This is a genomic window from Gardnerella greenwoodii 00703Dmash, from assembly GCF_000263635.1.
Classification (GTDB): Bacteria; Actinomycetota; Actinomycetes; order Actinomycetales; family Bifidobacteriaceae; genus Bifidobacterium; species Bifidobacterium greenwoodii.
In genome coordinates this window covers 89,774-105,507 of sequence record NZ_ADEV01000009.1, presented here as the reverse complement: position 1 = coordinate 105,507, position 15,734 = coordinate 89,774, and the positions used below count along the sequence as shown (strand labels likewise).

The 15,734-nt window shown below is 42.0% G+C and carries 12 protein-coding genes; all 12 read right to left on the bottom strand.

Translation table 11 applies throughout. The features are described 5' to 3' along the window. Positions 1-24: 24 nt before the first annotated feature. Complete coding sequence (locus tag NG78_RS01845) at positions 25-954, bottom strand: NAD kinase (RefSeq protein ID WP_004134911.1); 930 nt, start codon at positions 952-954, stop codon at positions 25-27. An 81-nt stretch (positions 955-1,035) separates the two neighbouring features. Continuing rightward, positions 1,036-1,839 (bottom strand): TlyA family RNA methyltransferase, encoded by an 804-nt coding sequence (locus NG78_RS01850; RefSeq protein WP_004134908.1) that lies wholly within the window; start codon positions 1,837-1,839, stop codon positions 1,036-1,038. Next, positions 1,836-2,948 (bottom strand): HAD-IIA family hydrolase, encoded by a 1,113-nt coding sequence (locus NG78_RS01855; protein WP_004134905.1) that lies wholly within the window; start codon positions 2,946-2,948, stop codon positions 1,836-1,838. The genes NG78_RS01850 and NG78_RS01855 overlap by 4 nt, the downstream gene beginning before the upstream one ends. 20 nt (positions 2,949-2,968) lie before the next feature. Continuing rightward, a complete protein-coding gene (locus NG78_RS01860) occupies positions 2,969-4,384 on the bottom strand; it encodes a tetratricopeptide repeat protein (RefSeq protein ID WP_004134903.1) in 1,416 nt (471 codons plus the stop codon). A 64-nt stretch (positions 4,385-4,448) separates the two neighbouring features. Further along, positions 4,449-5,768 (bottom strand): tyrosine--tRNA ligase, encoded by a 1,320-nt coding sequence (tyrS, locus tag NG78_RS01865; RefSeq protein WP_004134900.1) that lies wholly within the window; start codon positions 5,766-5,768, stop codon positions 4,449-4,451. 137 nt (positions 5,769-5,905) lie between these two features. Further along, complete coding sequence (argH, locus tag NG78_RS01870) at positions 5,906-7,393, bottom strand: argininosuccinate lyase (protein WP_004134898.1); 1,488 nt, start codon at positions 7,391-7,393, stop codon at positions 5,906-5,908. Positions 7,394-7,411: 18 nt separating this feature from the next. Then, entirely contained in the window at positions 7,412-8,626 is a 1,215-nt protein-coding gene (locus NG78_RS01875) for an argininosuccinate synthase (RefSeq protein WP_004134896.1), read from the bottom strand. 258 nt (positions 8,627-8,884) lie between these two features. Beyond that, complete coding sequence (locus NG78_RS01880; RefSeq protein ID WP_004134894.1) at positions 8,885-9,430, bottom strand: arginine repressor; 546 nt, start codon at positions 9,428-9,430, stop codon at positions 8,885-8,887. A gap of 177 nt (positions 9,431-9,607) precedes the next feature. Further along, positions 9,608-12,232 (bottom strand): phenylalanine--tRNA ligase subunit beta, encoded by a 2,625-nt coding sequence (gene pheT / locus NG78_RS01885; protein WP_004134892.1) that lies wholly within the window; start codon positions 12,230-12,232, stop codon positions 9,608-9,610. A 5-nt stretch (positions 12,233-12,237) separates the two neighbouring features. Further along, positions 12,238-13,341 (bottom strand): phenylalanine--tRNA ligase subunit alpha, encoded by a 1,104-nt coding sequence (gene pheS / locus NG78_RS01890; protein WP_050543424.1) that lies wholly within the window; start codon positions 13,339-13,341, stop codon positions 12,238-12,240. 42 nt (positions 13,342-13,383) lie between these two features. Then, entirely contained in the window at positions 13,384-14,304 is a 921-nt protein-coding gene (locus NG78_RS01895; protein WP_004134889.1) for a TrmH family RNA methyltransferase, read from the bottom strand. An 85-nt stretch (positions 14,305-14,389) separates the two neighbouring features. Next, the gene (locus NG78_RS01900; protein WP_230454156.1) at positions 14,390-15,295 is read right to left on the bottom strand and encodes a cation diffusion facilitator family transporter; all 906 of its coding nucleotides are present in this window, start codon (positions 15,293-15,295) and stop codon (positions 14,390-14,392) included. Positions 15,296-15,734 lie beyond the last annotated feature (439 nt).

The following is a 15,734-nucleotide window of genomic DNA, read 5'->3' as shown; positions in this document are numbered from 1 at the left end:
TTTTACTGCTATTAGTTAAGTAGATTATTTACGGTTTGACTGATTACTGTTATGTTCTCGCCAACCAACTACCGGTAGATCAAATTTTGTAACCAAACGCTTAGTAAAAGGCGCTCCCGAAAGTCTAGCTAGCAAAAGCTCATCTTTAGACTGTCGAACTTGAATCCTTGATCCTTGAGGAAGAGCACGCTGACGCCTGCCATCGCAGCAAATCCAGCCACCCGAAGAAGATTCTTCAAGAATATCAATTGTAAAAGTAGATCCTGAGCCAATAATAAGCGGACGAGCAAAAAGCGCGTGAGCAGCTAAAGGAACTAATTGCAAAGCCGCAACATTTGGCCACATAATTGAGCCACCGGCAGAAAACGCATAAGCTGTTGAACCAGTAGGAGTTGAAACTATTACACCATCACAGCCAAAAGATGACATTTCAACATCATCTACTCGTATTGAAAGCTCTACCATTCGCCCACGATCTGCACGATCAAGCGTAATATCATTCAAAGCCCAGTCTCTTAAAGGCTCACTTTCGCCAGGAAGCCACACGTCAACATGGGCTTCCATACGTCGATCGATTGAATAATCCTTATTTGCGATTCTTCTAATTGCTTCATCAATTTGGAAGCTTTCAAATTCTGCCAAAAAACCAACGTGACCAAGATTTATTCCAATAATTGGCACTGTAGTGCAATGCACTAATTCTGCAGCCTGAAGCATGGTGCCATCTCCCCCAAGCACCACAACGATTTCAGTATGCTCATCAACTAAATTAGTAGGCGTTTTAGAAAAATCAGAAACGGCAGCACTGTGAAAAACATCAACTAGAAAACCCGCTTGAGTAAGCTGTGAAGTAACTTGATTCACTACAGCACTGTGGCAATCAAGTCTCGCATGAGTTACTACAAGAGCGCGTCGAGGCGCAGAAGCAGTATTTTCATCGAAATGTTTCTGCATCACAAATACCCTTCGTACTGTTTTCAAATAACAGTACTATTGTAATTCTTCTACGTATATTAGGCGCAAGTATTTGTATTATCAGCCTTCAAAATGCGCATAAAGCAAATATTCTACGTTTCCGTGAGTGCCTTCAATAGGAGATTTTACTGTTGAAACAATCGTTAAATTATTATCTTTAGCACAATTTTCAACATTCTCTAACGCTTTAATACGCAAAGATTCGTCTGTTACTATTCCACCTTTTCCAAGATTTCCTTTTCCAACCTCAAACTGAGGTTTAACAAGTAAAACAACATCTGCATTATTCTCAGCAATGCGCGAAATTACCGGAATAACAAATGTTAAAGAAATAAAAGAAACATCCGAAACTATAAGATTAGGTTTATACGGCAAATCTTCTTCGTAAACGTTGCGAATATTTACTCCGCTCATTTCAATTACTCTAGGATTATTCGCAATTTTAGGATTAAGCTGCCCATGACCAACATCGAGAGCAATAATATGCTCAACTCCTCTTTGTAAAAGCATGTCGCAAAATCCGCCTGTTGAAGCGCCAATATCTAATGCTCTAGTTGACTTGGAAGTAGATAAACCGTATTTAGAAAACGCTTCAAAAGCTCCTTCTAGCTTAAGAGCTCCGCGAGAAACATATTTAGCAAAAGAGCTTACGCCTTCTGATTTAGAAATAACTATTTCTTCTGAATCGTCTACAAGAAAAGAAGATTTTTTAATAGTTTTATTATTTACGTTTACAGCACCATTTTGAATTAGACGCTTAGCTATTGTTCTACTTTCCGCTAATCCTCTGGCAACAAGAGCACAATCCAAACGTTTATGTGAAGAAGAGTTTACAAAAATTCGCAAATCTTCATTAAAACTCATAATGAAAACTCCGGAAGAGTATAGTTTTCAAGAGATTCACCATTATCTTGCAAACTCCATGTCAACGCGCATGCAGCCCTTAAAGCATTGCAATCATTAAGATTATTTACTTCAATAATGCGATTATCAGTAAGCTCAGCTTTTGCATTTTCGCAAATAAAAGTATGCTCGTCCACTTTCTCTGGGCAGTTATGAGACTCGTTGAGTCCTCGCAAATCTTTAGAAACAAAGCTTGGTCGCAAATGTTTCGGCGCAAGCATAAGCATTCTAGGATTCGTAACTCCAGTAAGAACAAGCAAAGACTCGTAGCCTCCCCTTGTTCCGGCTTCAATATCAGTATCTAAACGGTCTCCTACAGCAAGAGATTTAGAAATACTTATTACAGGATTTCCAAACTCGTCTTTTTCAGTATATTGTTCGTCCTCTGACTCAAATTCAGTTTTTGCATGTTCAGCATTTGCTGCAACAAGCAGTCGAGCCTCGTCATACATTGCAGATTCAGGTTTTCCAGCAGACGAAATAGGCTCAACCCCTGTAGCATTAATAACAGCCTGAATCATGGATCCGCATCCAGGAGCTATGCCAAGCTCTCTAGGAATTGTTAAATCACGATTTGTAACAAAATATTTAGCTCCGTGCTCTACAGCGAAAGAGACTTCTGCCATTTCTTGCCAAGTCATCTGAGGATACCAGCCTTGAATAACAGCTTGCGGATTATCTTTGCAAGAATCTACAGGCTGTAAACCTACACGCTTAACTTCCTCAAGCAAATGCTCAGCACCAAGAACTAGAACACGAGCACCTGGCTCAACATGACGCGCAACCATGCGAGCTGCAACAACAGATGAAGTAATAATCTGCCATGGTTTTACGCTCAGACCAAAACTTTCCAATTGTTTGGCAACAACAGCTTGAAAACGAGAAGAATTATTTGTTGTGTATTCAATAAACATTCCGCGTTTTTGAGCACACTCAATCGATTCAGCAGCATACTCAACAGAATTTCCACCTCTGTAAACAACACCATCCAAATCAAGCAAAGCTAAGCTAAAAGCTTCACTTAAAGGACGAGTACTTGCAGAAAAATTCTTTCTCGTTTCAAGTTGCATAAAAATAGCCTTAAATGATTTTAATCCTCAGATTCATCTTCTTCTGGAGCGAATTCGCAATCATCTTCACTTACACCAATCTCATCCATCATGGCGTCGTTCAAATGTTCCAAATCGTAGTCAATAACAATATCATCTGGGTTAATATCGTCATCGTCAGCATCAGCATACTGATTTTCAAGACTGTCAAGCAAAGATTCTAATTCTACAGCTTCATCACTTCTGCCTGCTTCTTCTAAGAAGTACTGCTCAGCTTGAACGGCACGCATACGATACTCTCCAGGTAAGCCCTTTGAACGGCCCATTGCATGAACGAGATCAATAGCTTTATCTGAATGACCAGTATCAAACAAAACACCTGCGTACACTAAGAACATTTCGGCTTTAACTTCGCCCTTAAGGCTTTTTGCTTCATCTGACATGCAAATCTCTAAAGCTTTATCGAGATTGCCCATGCCGCGCTCGCAATCTGCAATAAATGGCAGGTAGTCTAGATAACCGTTCATGCGCATTGCAGTGCGGAATTCTTTAGCTGCAAGCTTGTAATCACCTTGACGATAAGCTACAAAAGCTAAGGTTTCGCGGGCAAAATCAATTCTTGAAGCCTGCTTAGCAACCCATTTTGCGTGCTCCAAAGCAAGATCAGGATTCTCTTCCTGCAAAACGTAGGCTGCAAGAATATGAAGACCAATATTTTCAGCATGCTCTTTGGAAAGTCCACGCAAACGCTCACGGTCTTCCTTAGAAAGCATTGCCCACTCTAGGCCCTTTGGCATTTTAGGCTCGCCAGGACGGCGCGCGGTATAAGGGTTTTGTGATGGATATGAAACTGTTCCGTCAGAATTGCGACGAGGTCCATTTTCAAATCTGACATTGCCATGCGCATTGCTGTTTCGACGCTCAGAGCTGCGATGTTCGTCGAATCGACGATTTTCATTGCGATTATTGCGTTCGTAACGGTCATTGCGGTCATTGCGATCGTAACGATTATTATGACGATCGTCAAAGCGACGATTTTCGCTGCGATTATCACGACGATTATCGCCAAAATCACTTCTGGAATCTTTATGGAAATCCTTGCGGAAGTTTCCACCGCGATTATTTTCTCTGCGATTCTCGTTGTGATTATTTCGACGGTCGAAACGTTTTTCACCATCAAACTTCTTGTAGCGCGGATTTCCGCCTTCTTCACCGCTATGCTCAAAATCGCGTGAACGACGATCATCACGGCGATCATCAAAGCGACGATTACGGTTAAAACGATGTTCTCCATCGCGATTTTCAGAGCGGAAACCACTTCTCTTAGAACCACTCTTGTGGAATCCATCTTTATGGAAACCACCGCGTCTTTCGCCACTTTTACCACCGTTTCGATGGCCAAAATTACCACGATTACCAAACGACTTGCCACTACGTGATCCGCGCTCTTCGCCCATTATCGGCATACCTTTCAAATTCTAATAAACAATAAAATAATATTAATCTAATATTAAAAACAAATCATGCGCGCTCTACAGCACCAATAGCTTTCTTACCGCGGCGAAGCAAAGCAAAACGGCCGTGCAAGAAGGAAGCATCAGAAAGAACATCGTCAACGCCTTCAACACGTTCATTATTTAGATACAAACCGCCAGCTTCAATAGCGCGACGAGCTTCGGAAATCGTGCGGAACAAACCTGCAGCAACCGCAGCTTCAACAATACGATCCCCATTGTGAGACTTCGCAAAATCTAAGCTACCGTCTTCTGACTTTACTTTAACACCATCTAAAGCGGCTTCAAGAGTCTGCTCGTCAATATTCTGCAAATCTCCACGGCCAAACAGTGCAGAAGAAGCTTCAATAGCTTGGTTGGTTAAATCTTCACCATGAACAAAGCTAGTAACTTCCCAAGCAAGCACACGCTGAGCTTCACGGCTTCCTGGATCTTCCTGAATTTGCTGGGCTAAACGCTCAATCTCACTCTTTGGCAAGAATGTGAAAACTTTAAGTAACTTAACAACTTCATCATCAGGCTGATTAAACCAGAACTGGTAGAAACGATATGGGCTTAACATTGTTGGGTCGAGCCACATTGCGTTGCCTTCAGACTTACCAAACTTGCGTCCCTGATTATCCGTAATAATCGGGCTAGTAAATACGTTTACTGAAGCTCCGCGAACCTTACGAATAAGATCCATACCAGAAGTCAAATTACCCCACTGATCAGATCCACCAAGCTGCAAAGTAACATTGTAATTATCGAAGAGATACAAGAAATCGTTTCCTTGCAAAACCTGGTAACTAAACTCTGCGAAAGAAATACCTTCATCTGAGTTCAAGCGACGAGCAACAATATCCTTAGCAATCATTGTGCCAACGCGGAAGTTTTTGCCAACATCTCGCAAGAAATCAATAGCAGACATCTTAGAAACCCAGTCGTAATTGCTAACAAAACGAACAGGATTTTCGCCATCAAGAGGAAGAATACGTCCAATCTGATTGTGCAAGCGTTCAGCCCATGCAGCAACAATATCTTTAGAATTTAAAGTTCGCTCACCGCTTTGACGAGGGTCGCCAATCAAGCCAGTTGCTCCACCAACAAGCGCAATAGGATGATGACCTGCTGCCTGCAAGTGGCGCATGTTAATAAGCTGAACAAGATTTCCAATATGCAAAGATGCAGCTGTAGGATCATAGCCGCAATAATACGTTAATGGTTCTCCGTCAAGTGCTTGAGCAAGCTGTTTCTCGTCTGTAGATTGAGAAATCAATCCACGCCACTTTAGCTCTTCAAACAAAGAAGCAAAACCTGCTTCCTTGTAATTCCTGACCTGAGCCATTCGTATCTCCTTATTGCAAAAATTCCGAAATATCGGGCGCTATGCGCGTCCGCAAGCCTTTTAATTTTTGCAGTACAGGCAGACACTACTATAAAGCCGTCAAAACTATAATCACAATATTTCAATTTTGCACAATATTATTTTGAAGATGAACTATAAGCAGAACCGTCACTTGCAGAAGAAGCAAACTTACTATATTCATTTACTTTAGATTCAGCTTCATTTATTTGTTCAAGAACTCGCACAAGCGCAGTTCCACCTCTAGTGCAACGAGACGCAACAGATCCGTCACTTGAAAGCAGCTTTCTAAGATTAGTAATTTGGCTGCAATCAATAAATCCGTCTAAAATATTCGCAAAATCATCGTCGCTTAAATCAGCAAGATCTCCGCCAATTTCTTCTGCTCGCTTTACACACAAACCAGACAAAGTATGAGCATTGCGGAATGGAACACCTTGTTTTACCAGCCATTCTGCAATATCTGTTGCGAGCGCAAAACCTGTGGCTGATTGCTCACGAAGACGCTTAAAATCAAACTGCATAGTTTTTAGCATTCCCGCGAATGCTGGAAGTAGCACTTCTAAAGTGTCAATTTGGTCAAAAACAGCTTCTTTATCTTCTTGAAGATCTCGAGCATAAGCAGTAGGAAGACCTTTAAGAGTTGCCATCAATCCTGTTAAGTCGCCAATTAATCTGCCAGACTTTCCTCTTGCAAGCTCTGCAATATCTGGATTCTTTTTCTGAGGCATAATAGAAGAACCGGTTGAATAAGCGTCGTCCAAGCGCACAAAAGCAAATTCTTGCGTATTCCAAATAATAATTTCTTCACTTAACCGTGAAATATCAACGCCAATCATTGCTGAAATAAATGCAAATTCAGCAACAATATCTCTGCTTGCAGTTGCGTCAATAGAGTTTGCGCAAACAGCGTCAAAACCAAGCTCTTTAGCAACGCCGTCAGCATTTAAACCAAGAGTGTTTCCGGCTAAAGCTCCAGCACCATAAGGGCTTTCGTTTGCTCGTGAATCCCAATCTATAAGTCTCTGAATGTTGCGAAGTAGTGGCCAAACGTGAGCCATTAATTGGTGCGCAAGTAAAATAGGTTGAGCATGCTGCATATGAGTTCTACCTGGCATTACAGCATCTTTTGCATTTTTTGACTGAGTAATTAGAGCTTTGCAAACTGTTAGAAGTAGCTTTGCAATAAATCGAGCATGTCGGCGCAAGAACATGCGTATAAGCGCTGCAATCTGATCATTTCTAGAACGACCTGCTCTAAGCTTTCCTCCTAACTGGCTTCCAGCAATTTCAAGCAATCCTCGCTCTAACGCAGTTGCCTCATCTTCGTCTTCTTCAATAGGAGTAAAAGTTCCTGAATCAACTTGCTTTTGCAATTCGTTTAATGAGCAAATCAGTTCTGAATACTCTTCTTTGCTAAGAAGACCTGCACGATACAACGCAAACGCGTGAGCTCTGGATCCTGCAATATCATCATCAGCTAATCGCCAATCAAACTGTGTCGATTTGCTTAATGCAGCAAGCTCTTTAGATGGGCCGGAGCTAAAACGCCCGCCCCACAATGCAATCGGATTGCTAGCGTTTTTTGTTGTATCGTGCGAAATCATTATTACCTCAAATCCAAATTAATTGTTTTTTGAAACGCGCATGTCACGAGCTGCAGCAACAGTATTTGACAATCCGTAAATTTCAATAAAACCGTTGGAAGCACGCTGATCGAAAGTATCGGAAGAATCGTACGTAGCTAAGTTAAAGTCGTACAGAGACTCTTCGGAGCGCCTACCGGTAACAACAGCCTTTCCAGCGTACATAGTCATTCGAATATCGCCAGAAACATGTTCCTGAGTTTCGTTAATAAACGCATTCAAAGAACGCACAACTGGAGAGAACCACTGACCGTCGTAAACAAATTCTGCCCACTTTTTATCAAGATCACGCTTTAGCCTGTGCTGTTCACGTTCCAAACAGCAGTTTTCAAGCTCTTGATGTGCAGTAATAAGAGCCTGAGCGCCTGGAACTTCATACAATTCGCGAGACTTGATGCCAACTAAACGATCTTCAATAATGTCAATTCGACCGATTCCTTGAGCGCCTGCTCTTGCGTTCATTTCTTCAATAGCTTGCAAAGGAGTTACGCTATGACCGTCAATAGCAACTGGAACACCTTTTTCAAAAGTGATAGTCACTTCATCAGGCTCTTGAGACTCCATAGGATTTTGCGTGTAAGAATAGCACTCTTCTGTTGGAGCATTCCAAGGATCTTCCAAGAAACCTGTTTCAATTGCACGACCCCAAACGTTTTGATCAATTGAGTAAGGGCTTTTCTTACTTTGCTCAATTGGAAGCTGGTGACTATTTGCAAAAGCGATTTCAACATCACGAGTAAGTGACAAATCTCTAATAGGACTGATTGCTTTTAACTGTGGATCTAAGGATTTGATAGCAACTTCAAAACGAACTTGATCGTTTCCCTTTCCAGTGCAACCATGAGCAATAGTATCCGCATCAAATTCGTGCGCTGCATGCACTAAATGCTTTGTAATCAGTGGACGAGATAGCGCAGAAACAAGAGGATACACGTCTTCGTACATTGCATTTGCTTTCAAAGCGAGCATGCAATAATCGTTGGCAAACTCATCTCTTGCATCAACAACATAGGATTCTACTGCACCGCAAGCTAATGCACGCTTCTTTATTGCATCAAGAGCTTCACCGCCTTGACCAACATTAAGAGATACAGCAACAACATCTTGTCCGGTTTGTTCTTTCAAGTAAGGAATTGCTACAGAAGTATCCAAGCCGCCTGAGTACGCCAAAACAATGCGCTTATTAGTATTCATGTTACCTCCATATGCAGCGCTTTGTATAACTAAACAATATAGAGCATATTATACACACAAGATAAACGCAATAGACATGTCGAAAATTGTTGTATTTTTATTTTTTTGTTAAATTACTTGAAAAAATACATAAAAATTTAGAAATTATACTTATACATATAAAAACGTGTACAGCCCAACTCGCACTGTACACGTTATAAATATAAATATTCACGAATAAATTTTCGCAAATAAATTTTAAGCTAACATCTTTTATAATTAGCGAGATGCAACAGTAAGCATCCAGTTTGCTCTTTCTTCCGCTTCTTCATTGGAAACGCAAACCATAATAACAGTGTCATCTCCTGCAACAGAGCCCAAAATACCCTTCAAAGGCTGGCGATCTATAACACTAGCAACATACTGTGCGGCTCCAGATGGAGTATGAATTACAACAATATTATTTGCGTGAGCAACTTCCGTAACAAGACCAGATAACGTTCGAGCAACCTGCTGATCTATGCGAACCGTATCCATTGCGTGACGATTTCCAGTGCCATCGCCCAAAACGTAAGCAATCCTGCCGTCTGTTAAACGAATCTTAACAGCATTCATCTCATCCAAATCGCGGCTTAAAGTAGCTTGAGTAACATTAAAACCGTGAAGAGCAAGAACCTTAGAAAGCTGAGACTGAGACGTAATAACCTCAGACAGCAAAGCTTGCTCAATAGCATCTAATCTAGCAGCTTTTGTAGAAGGACGTTGTTGCTTAAAAACAACATCTCCGTCATCGTCCACTTCAGCATCCTGTCTAGAATTAATCATAATTTTTTACAGAACCTTTCATAAAAAACATTTATACATAAATATATACGATTACATGCGTAAATATCTACGAAATATGAAATTTATTTCAAAAAATTTGTTATAACAACAGAATAATGCGACTGCAAAACCAATAAAATATGGAATTACAATCGCATTATGCTATTTAATACAGTTTTATACGCGCAAAGTTGCATGCAATGCTGCAGCGGACTTTGTAATCTCCTTACGAACTGCTTCCATTTCTTCACCAGAAAGAGTTCTATCTGCAGCTCTAAAGGTTACAGAATATGCAAGAGAACGCAAGCCTTCACCTAACTGCTCGCCTTCATAAACGTCAAAAAGCTCAACAGATTCGAACAAATCGCCTGAAGCTTTTTCAATTACATCTTGCAAAACTTGAGCCTTCAGAGAAACAGGAGCAGTGAACGCAAAATCTTGCTTAACTGGTGGGAATGTAGAAATCGGCTTAGCTTGAACTGGCTTCATTTGCATATTGTTAAACAAAGAAGTCAAATCAAGCTCGAACGCTGCAGAATGTTTTGGAAGATCCAAAGCGTCGCACACATGAGGATGCAATTCACCAACAACGCCAATAGAAACTTTAGAGCCGTCTTGAGCAATTACACAAACGCTAGCACTGCGGCCTGGATGCCAAGAAACAGGAGCATCTTCAGCGTTAAATTGATCTAGCACAAATTGAACACCAATGCGCTTAGCTAAGCGTTGAACTGCTTCAACAGCATCGCTCCAGTCAACATCGCGATGAGTTCCAAGCCAACCAGTTTCTTCAGCATGACCTGTAAGCAGAGCAGCAACATGCAAAGGCTGATCCGGCAAACCTGCATCTAATGCAGCAAGTTCCGCATTAGATGGTCGCACAGAACCAGGAAGAGCAGGAATTGCAGGAGCGTTTGGATCACTAAAGTAAACATGACCAAGCTCATACATTGAAATATTATCTAAGCCGCGACGAAGATTACGACGAACAGTTCCCGCTAAAGTCATAAGAACTGATCTGCGAAGCCAAGGACGATCTCCTGCCAAAGGATTGGCAATACGAACACTTACCTTGTCAACTTCATCAACATCTTCGCGGAAGGCTTTAATATCTTCTTCACCAACAAATGGGTAGCTTAAAGATTCAACTAAGCCCATTTCTGCAAGCTCATAAGCAATGGCGCGACGAGTTGCCTGCTTTTCTGTTAAACCAGTTCTTCCAACAATAGGAACTGCAGGTACTTTAACAGGAATCTCGTCGTAACCAACAAGTCGAGCAATTTCTTCAACCAAATCGCAAGGCTCATTCAAATCTGGACGCCAAGTTGGAGGAAGCACTGAGAATGAGCCATTCCCGCCACCTGCAACAGAGCAACCAATATCTGTGAGAATGTCACTAATACGGTTCAAATCAAGATCAAGACCAGCAACACGCTTAACTTCATCAGCTTTGAAAACAATCACATTGCGAGACTGAGTATTATTAACATCATTTGGATAAGAAGATGGCTGAGCGCCACCAAACTGTTCCAAAAGGTTTGAAGCCATCTGAGCTGCAGCAGGTTGCAACTCAGTGTCAACCCCTCGCTCAAAGCGACGCGAAGCTTCAGAAGGAATCTTATGACGACGAGCAGTTCGAGCAATAGATACAGGATCAAAGTGAGCTGCTTCAATCAAAACATTCTTAGTTTCACTGGTTACTTCGCCATACATGCCGCCCATAACGCCAGCCAAACCAAGAACACGAGATCCGTGATTTCCACGAGGAGAATCACAAATAACCAAATCCTCAACGTGCAATTCGTGATCTTTACCGTCTAAAGTCGTAAGATGTTCACCAGAATGCGCACGACGAACAACAATAGGACCCTCAATTTTATCCAAATCGTAAGCATGCAACGGCTGACCTAAGTCAAGCATTACGTAATTAGTAACATCAACAGCAAGAGAAATGCTACGCATTCCTGCACGAGTTAAACGACGCTGCATCCAATGAGGGCTTTTAGCATCTGAGCTGAAATTATTAACAGCACGAGCATAGTAACGATCGCATCCAGGAACACCGTGAATTGGGTTCGTATCTTCAATGCTTACCTCAATATCTGCAGATTTATGGTCCTGAGATTCCATAACTTTTGCAGCTTGCTCATTAAGAGCTATTGCAGGATCTGTGTAAGATGCGCCGGTTGAGTGATGGTATTCGCGAGCAACACCCCTATATGAAAAAGCGTAACCGCGATCTGGCGTAATATTAATCTCCAAAATTGGCTTATTAAGATGAAGCAATTCCATAGCGTCATCGCCAGGCTTTAAAGCATCATATTCAGCCTTGGAGAATCCATATTCACGCAACAAAATAATGCCGTTATGACTATCTCCTAAACCAAGTTCACGCTCAGAAGCGCACATTCCGTTAGAAATGTGACCGTAAGTCTTACGAGGCTCAATCTTAAAATCGCCAGGAAGAACAGCGCCAGGAAGAGTTACAACAACCTTTTCACCTGCAGCCATATTTGGAGCGCCACAAATAATGCCACGAGGAACTTTATTACCGTTCTCATCAACATCGTTGTATTCTTCACCAACATCAACATGGCACCAATTAATAGTTTTGCCATTTTTCTGCGGTTCGGCAGTGGCATCTACTACGTAACCGACAACAATCGGGCCGGTAACCTGAGAAGTATGAATTTCTTCCTCTTCCAAACCTACGCGCACTAAATCCTTAGCAAGCTGCTCGTAAGTTAAACCTTCTGGCACTTCAACATGATCTTTAAGCCAGTCAATATCTACCATTGGCATGAGTTTTACTCCCCCATTACAAACTGTTGTGCGAAGCGCTTATCGCCTTCAACCAAATCATGCATATCGTTAATATCGTGACGAAGCAGCAAAGTGCGTTCCAAACCAACACCAAAAGCGAAGCCAGTGTAAACTTGAGGATCTAAACCTGCAGACTTCAAAACATTTGGGTTGACCATACCGCAGCCACCCCATTCAATCCAACCTGGGCCACCCTTTTTATCTGGGAACCACAAATCAAGCTCAGCGCTAGGCTCAGTAAATGGGAAGTAGCTTGGGCGCAAACGGCTTTTAGCATCTGGGCCAAACATTGCAACAGCCAAACGGTCAAGAACACCCTTTAAGTCAGCCATTGTCAAGTTCTTATCTACAGCCAAAGCTTCACACTGGTGGAATACTGGAGTGTGAGTTGCATCAAGCTCATCTGTGCGGAATACGCGACCAGGGGAAGCAATATAAAGAGGGACGCCTCGCTCAATTAATGCGCGAACCTGATCCGAAGAAGTCTGCGTGCGCAAAACCATGTTTGAGCCAACAAAGCCTGCAGCATCCTTAGCTTGATTTCCCTGAACGTAGAAAGTATCTTGCATTTGGCGAGCAGGATGATCTGGACCAAAATTCAAAGCATCGAAATCAAACCATTCAGTTTCAACTTCTGGTCCTGCAGAAATTTGCCAACCCATAGAAACGAAAAAGTCTTCAAAATCTTCAATAATGCGAGCTATTGGATGACGAGCACCAAGAGGCTTGCGATTCACCGGAAGAGACATATCAACCGTTTCAGCAGAAAGCATACGTGCTTCTTCAGCAGATTTAACACGCTCCGAAGCTTGAGCAAACGCGCGCCCAAAATCAGCTCGCAAAGTTGACATTACTTTGCCAACTTCCTTCTTTTGATCTGCAGGCAATGAACCAATAGCCTTGCTTGCAAGAGTCATCACTGACTGAGCACCAGCATATTGAGTTTTCACCGCCTTTAACTCGTCCATGTTCTGAGCTGCAGCAGCACGAGCAATACCTTCTTTGACTGCTTGAGTTACAGCTTTAACGTCGAATGGCTTATTATCGGTCACAGCACCCTTCCTATCTGTATTACGCGTATCACACATGTTTCGTTATGTTCTATGCACTGTTAAAAATACTGCCCAAAGCTATATTTTTCGCTCATGACTAGACATAGCCAAGCCCATAAGCATTACTGCTGCGCTTGTTGCAAGGTTCATTGATTCCGCTTTACCGTAGATTGGGATAATCGAAATATTGTCAACTTGCTGCAATATTTCTTGAGGAAGGCCACGCGCTTCGTTGCCAAATAAGATTGCTAAAGAAGAGCTGGTAAGCTCAGTATTTGCAAGAATCTTTGGAAAAGGCACAGGTTTTAGCTGATCAGTTCCGTAAATATCTGCTGCAATAACGCGAATATTTGATTTTTTAGCGTAATCAAACCAGTCTTGAACGCTTAATTGCACTACAGGAAGATGAAATAGCGAGCCTGCAGTAGAACGCACAAGCTTAGTATTCCAACGACTTACGCAATCGTCAACAAAAACAACAGCATCGCAGCCTGCAACATCTGCAACACGAATAATCGCACCCGCATTACCAGGATCTCTTACCTGCCAGCAAGCTGCAATTAAAAGAGGATTATTTGTATTGCCTGCTAACACAGAGTCTTCTGTACGAACGGACTTTTGCAAATTCTTAAACTCGCCTAAGTAAGTCTCATCTAAAAATTGCGCGTCACTAACAGCGACAATTCCCTGCGAATCAGAACTTATTTTTTGCATAATACTTGATTCAACAGGATGAACATATAAATCTTTAGATAACGCTTCTTTAATAATTGCTTGCAAAGAAGAAGATTGGTTAGTTTCTTCTTCATTATTTATACAAGCATCTTTAGTAACGTAAATATCACTTATTGAATCTGAAGCGTAGCGAACAGCCTCACGCACACTTTGCGGACCTTCAACCAAAAAACGCTTAAAATCATGCGAGTTGCCTCGGCCCAACGCTACAAGCCTACGCACGCGCTCGCTGTGCGGATTATCAATTAATTCTTTTAAAGGCATATTTACACTTTACTTCAAAAATGAATACAACACAGTTAAATAGTAGCTAAATGGCATTTAAATAGTAGCTAAATGCTTCAAACTATTACTCGTGATGCTCAGAAGCGCTTGAAGTAGTATAGCCTTCTGGTTCCAACTGGAATGTAGTGTGCGAAACAGAAACAGGAAAATGCTCGCGCAAGCAGTCCTGAAGCTGGGAAAGCACCTGAGAACATTGAGCCATAGTCATGTTAGGATCGACAACAACATGAGCCATAAAAATAGGCAAACCAGTAGAAACGGTACTAGCATGCAAGTCGTGCACTGCAAGAACATGTGGCACATGCTCTAAATGCTCACGCACTTTATCTAAATCAAGACCTTCTGGAGTTTGTTCAAGAAGAACCTTAATAGCATTCTTAAGTAACTTTAGAGCGCGAGGAATCATAAGAATAGCAATAATCGCGCCGGCTAAAGCATCAAAACCAGACCAACCGGTACTCATCATAACGATTGCAGAAATTACAACCGCCACAGAACCTAGAGCATCGTTCATAACCTCAAGGAAGGCAGCTCGCATATTCATATTGTCTTGCGATTGAGACATAAGAATTACAAGCGAAGCAAGATTTGCAGCAAGGCCTAGAATACCAAAGAAAAGCAGCTGATTTACATCGTGAATTCCCTGGTGACCGTTGCCAAAAAGACGCATTCCAGCTTCAACAAGAGCGTATACGCCAACAATTAGCAAAATAAGAGCACCGGCTGCAGCAGTAATAACCTCAAGACGAGCCCAACCCCACGTGCGCTTACTGCTTGGACGGCGGCGCATAAGAATTGCAGTAACAGTTGAAGCTGCAAGAACGGAAATATCCGTAAGCATGTGACCTGCGTCAATAAGAAGCGAAAGAGAATTCGTGAGGAAAGAGCCTATTACTTCGGCAAAAAATACGATTGAAGTAAGAGAAAGAGTAAGAAGTAAGCGATGCTGGTGAGTGTGACTTGCATGGATTGCAGCTGCTTGGGAAGCTGCGTTTGCGTTGAAAGTGGTTGTGGTGTTGGTGCTCGCGTTGGTAGCGGAAGCGGTACTTGCGTTGGTGTTGACGCCAGCGTTGGCAGCGGTACTTGCGTTAGTGTTGGCGCTTATTGAGTGCGAATCAATGCTGTTAGTTGAAGTTACTCCGTTATGACTATGCACTTGCTAAGCCTCCTCTAAATGCTGGAACGATATTATTTCTCAATATCATTCGCATTTTCTCTTATAAGCAATAAACCCCAGCCGAAGCCGGGGTTCAAATTGCTAAACTATCATATCTACAACTATGTAATCACACGCTGTCAACATAAGTGTGTAAGCGGAAGCTGACAAGCGGAAACTGGTCATTTCCTTAAACCTACGGAGTATAACAAGTTGCCAACGCGCGTCTAATTTGTATGCTTTCAGACACTAG

Coding starts and splice junctions, on each gene's coding strand:
- pheS (WP_050543424.1), bottom strand. CDS start 13,341: ATGTGTGATACGCGTAATACAGATAGGAAGGGTGCTGTGACCGATAAT.
- NG78_RS01850 (WP_004134908.1), bottom strand. CDS start 1,839: ATGAGTTTTAATGAAGATTTGCGAATTTTTGTAAACTCTTCTTCACAT.
- NG78_RS01875 (WP_004134896.1), bottom strand. CDS start 8,626: ATGAATACTAATAAGCGCATTGTTTTGGCGTACTCAGGCGGCTTGGAT.
- pheT (WP_004134892.1), bottom strand. CDS start 12,232: ATGCCAATGGTAGATATTGACTGGCTTAAAGATCATGTTGAAGTGCCA.
- NG78_RS01855 (WP_004134905.1), bottom strand. CDS start 2,948: ATGCAACTTGAAACGAGAAAGAATTTTTCTGCAAGTACTCGTCCTTTA.
- NG78_RS01845 (WP_004134911.1), bottom strand. CDS start 954: ATGCAGAAACATTTCGATGAAAATACTGCTTCTGCGCCTCGACGCGCT.
- NG78_RS01880 (WP_004134894.1), bottom strand. CDS start 9,430: ATGATTAATTCTAGACAGGATGCTGAAGTGGACGATGACGGAGATGTT.
- NG78_RS01895 (WP_004134889.1), bottom strand. CDS start 14,304: ATGCCTTTAAAAGAATTAATTGATAATCCGCACAGCGAGCGCGTGCGT.
- tyrS (WP_004134900.1), bottom strand. CDS start 5,768: ATGGCTCAGGTCAGGAATTACAAGGAAGCAGGTTTTGCTTCTTTGTTT.
- NG78_RS01860 (WP_004134903.1), bottom strand. CDS start 4,384: ATGGGCGAAGAGCGCGGATCACGTAGTGGCAAGTCGTTTGGTAATCGT.
- argH (WP_004134898.1), bottom strand. CDS start 7,393: ATGATTTCGCACGATACAACAAAAAACGCTAGCAATCCGATTGCATTG.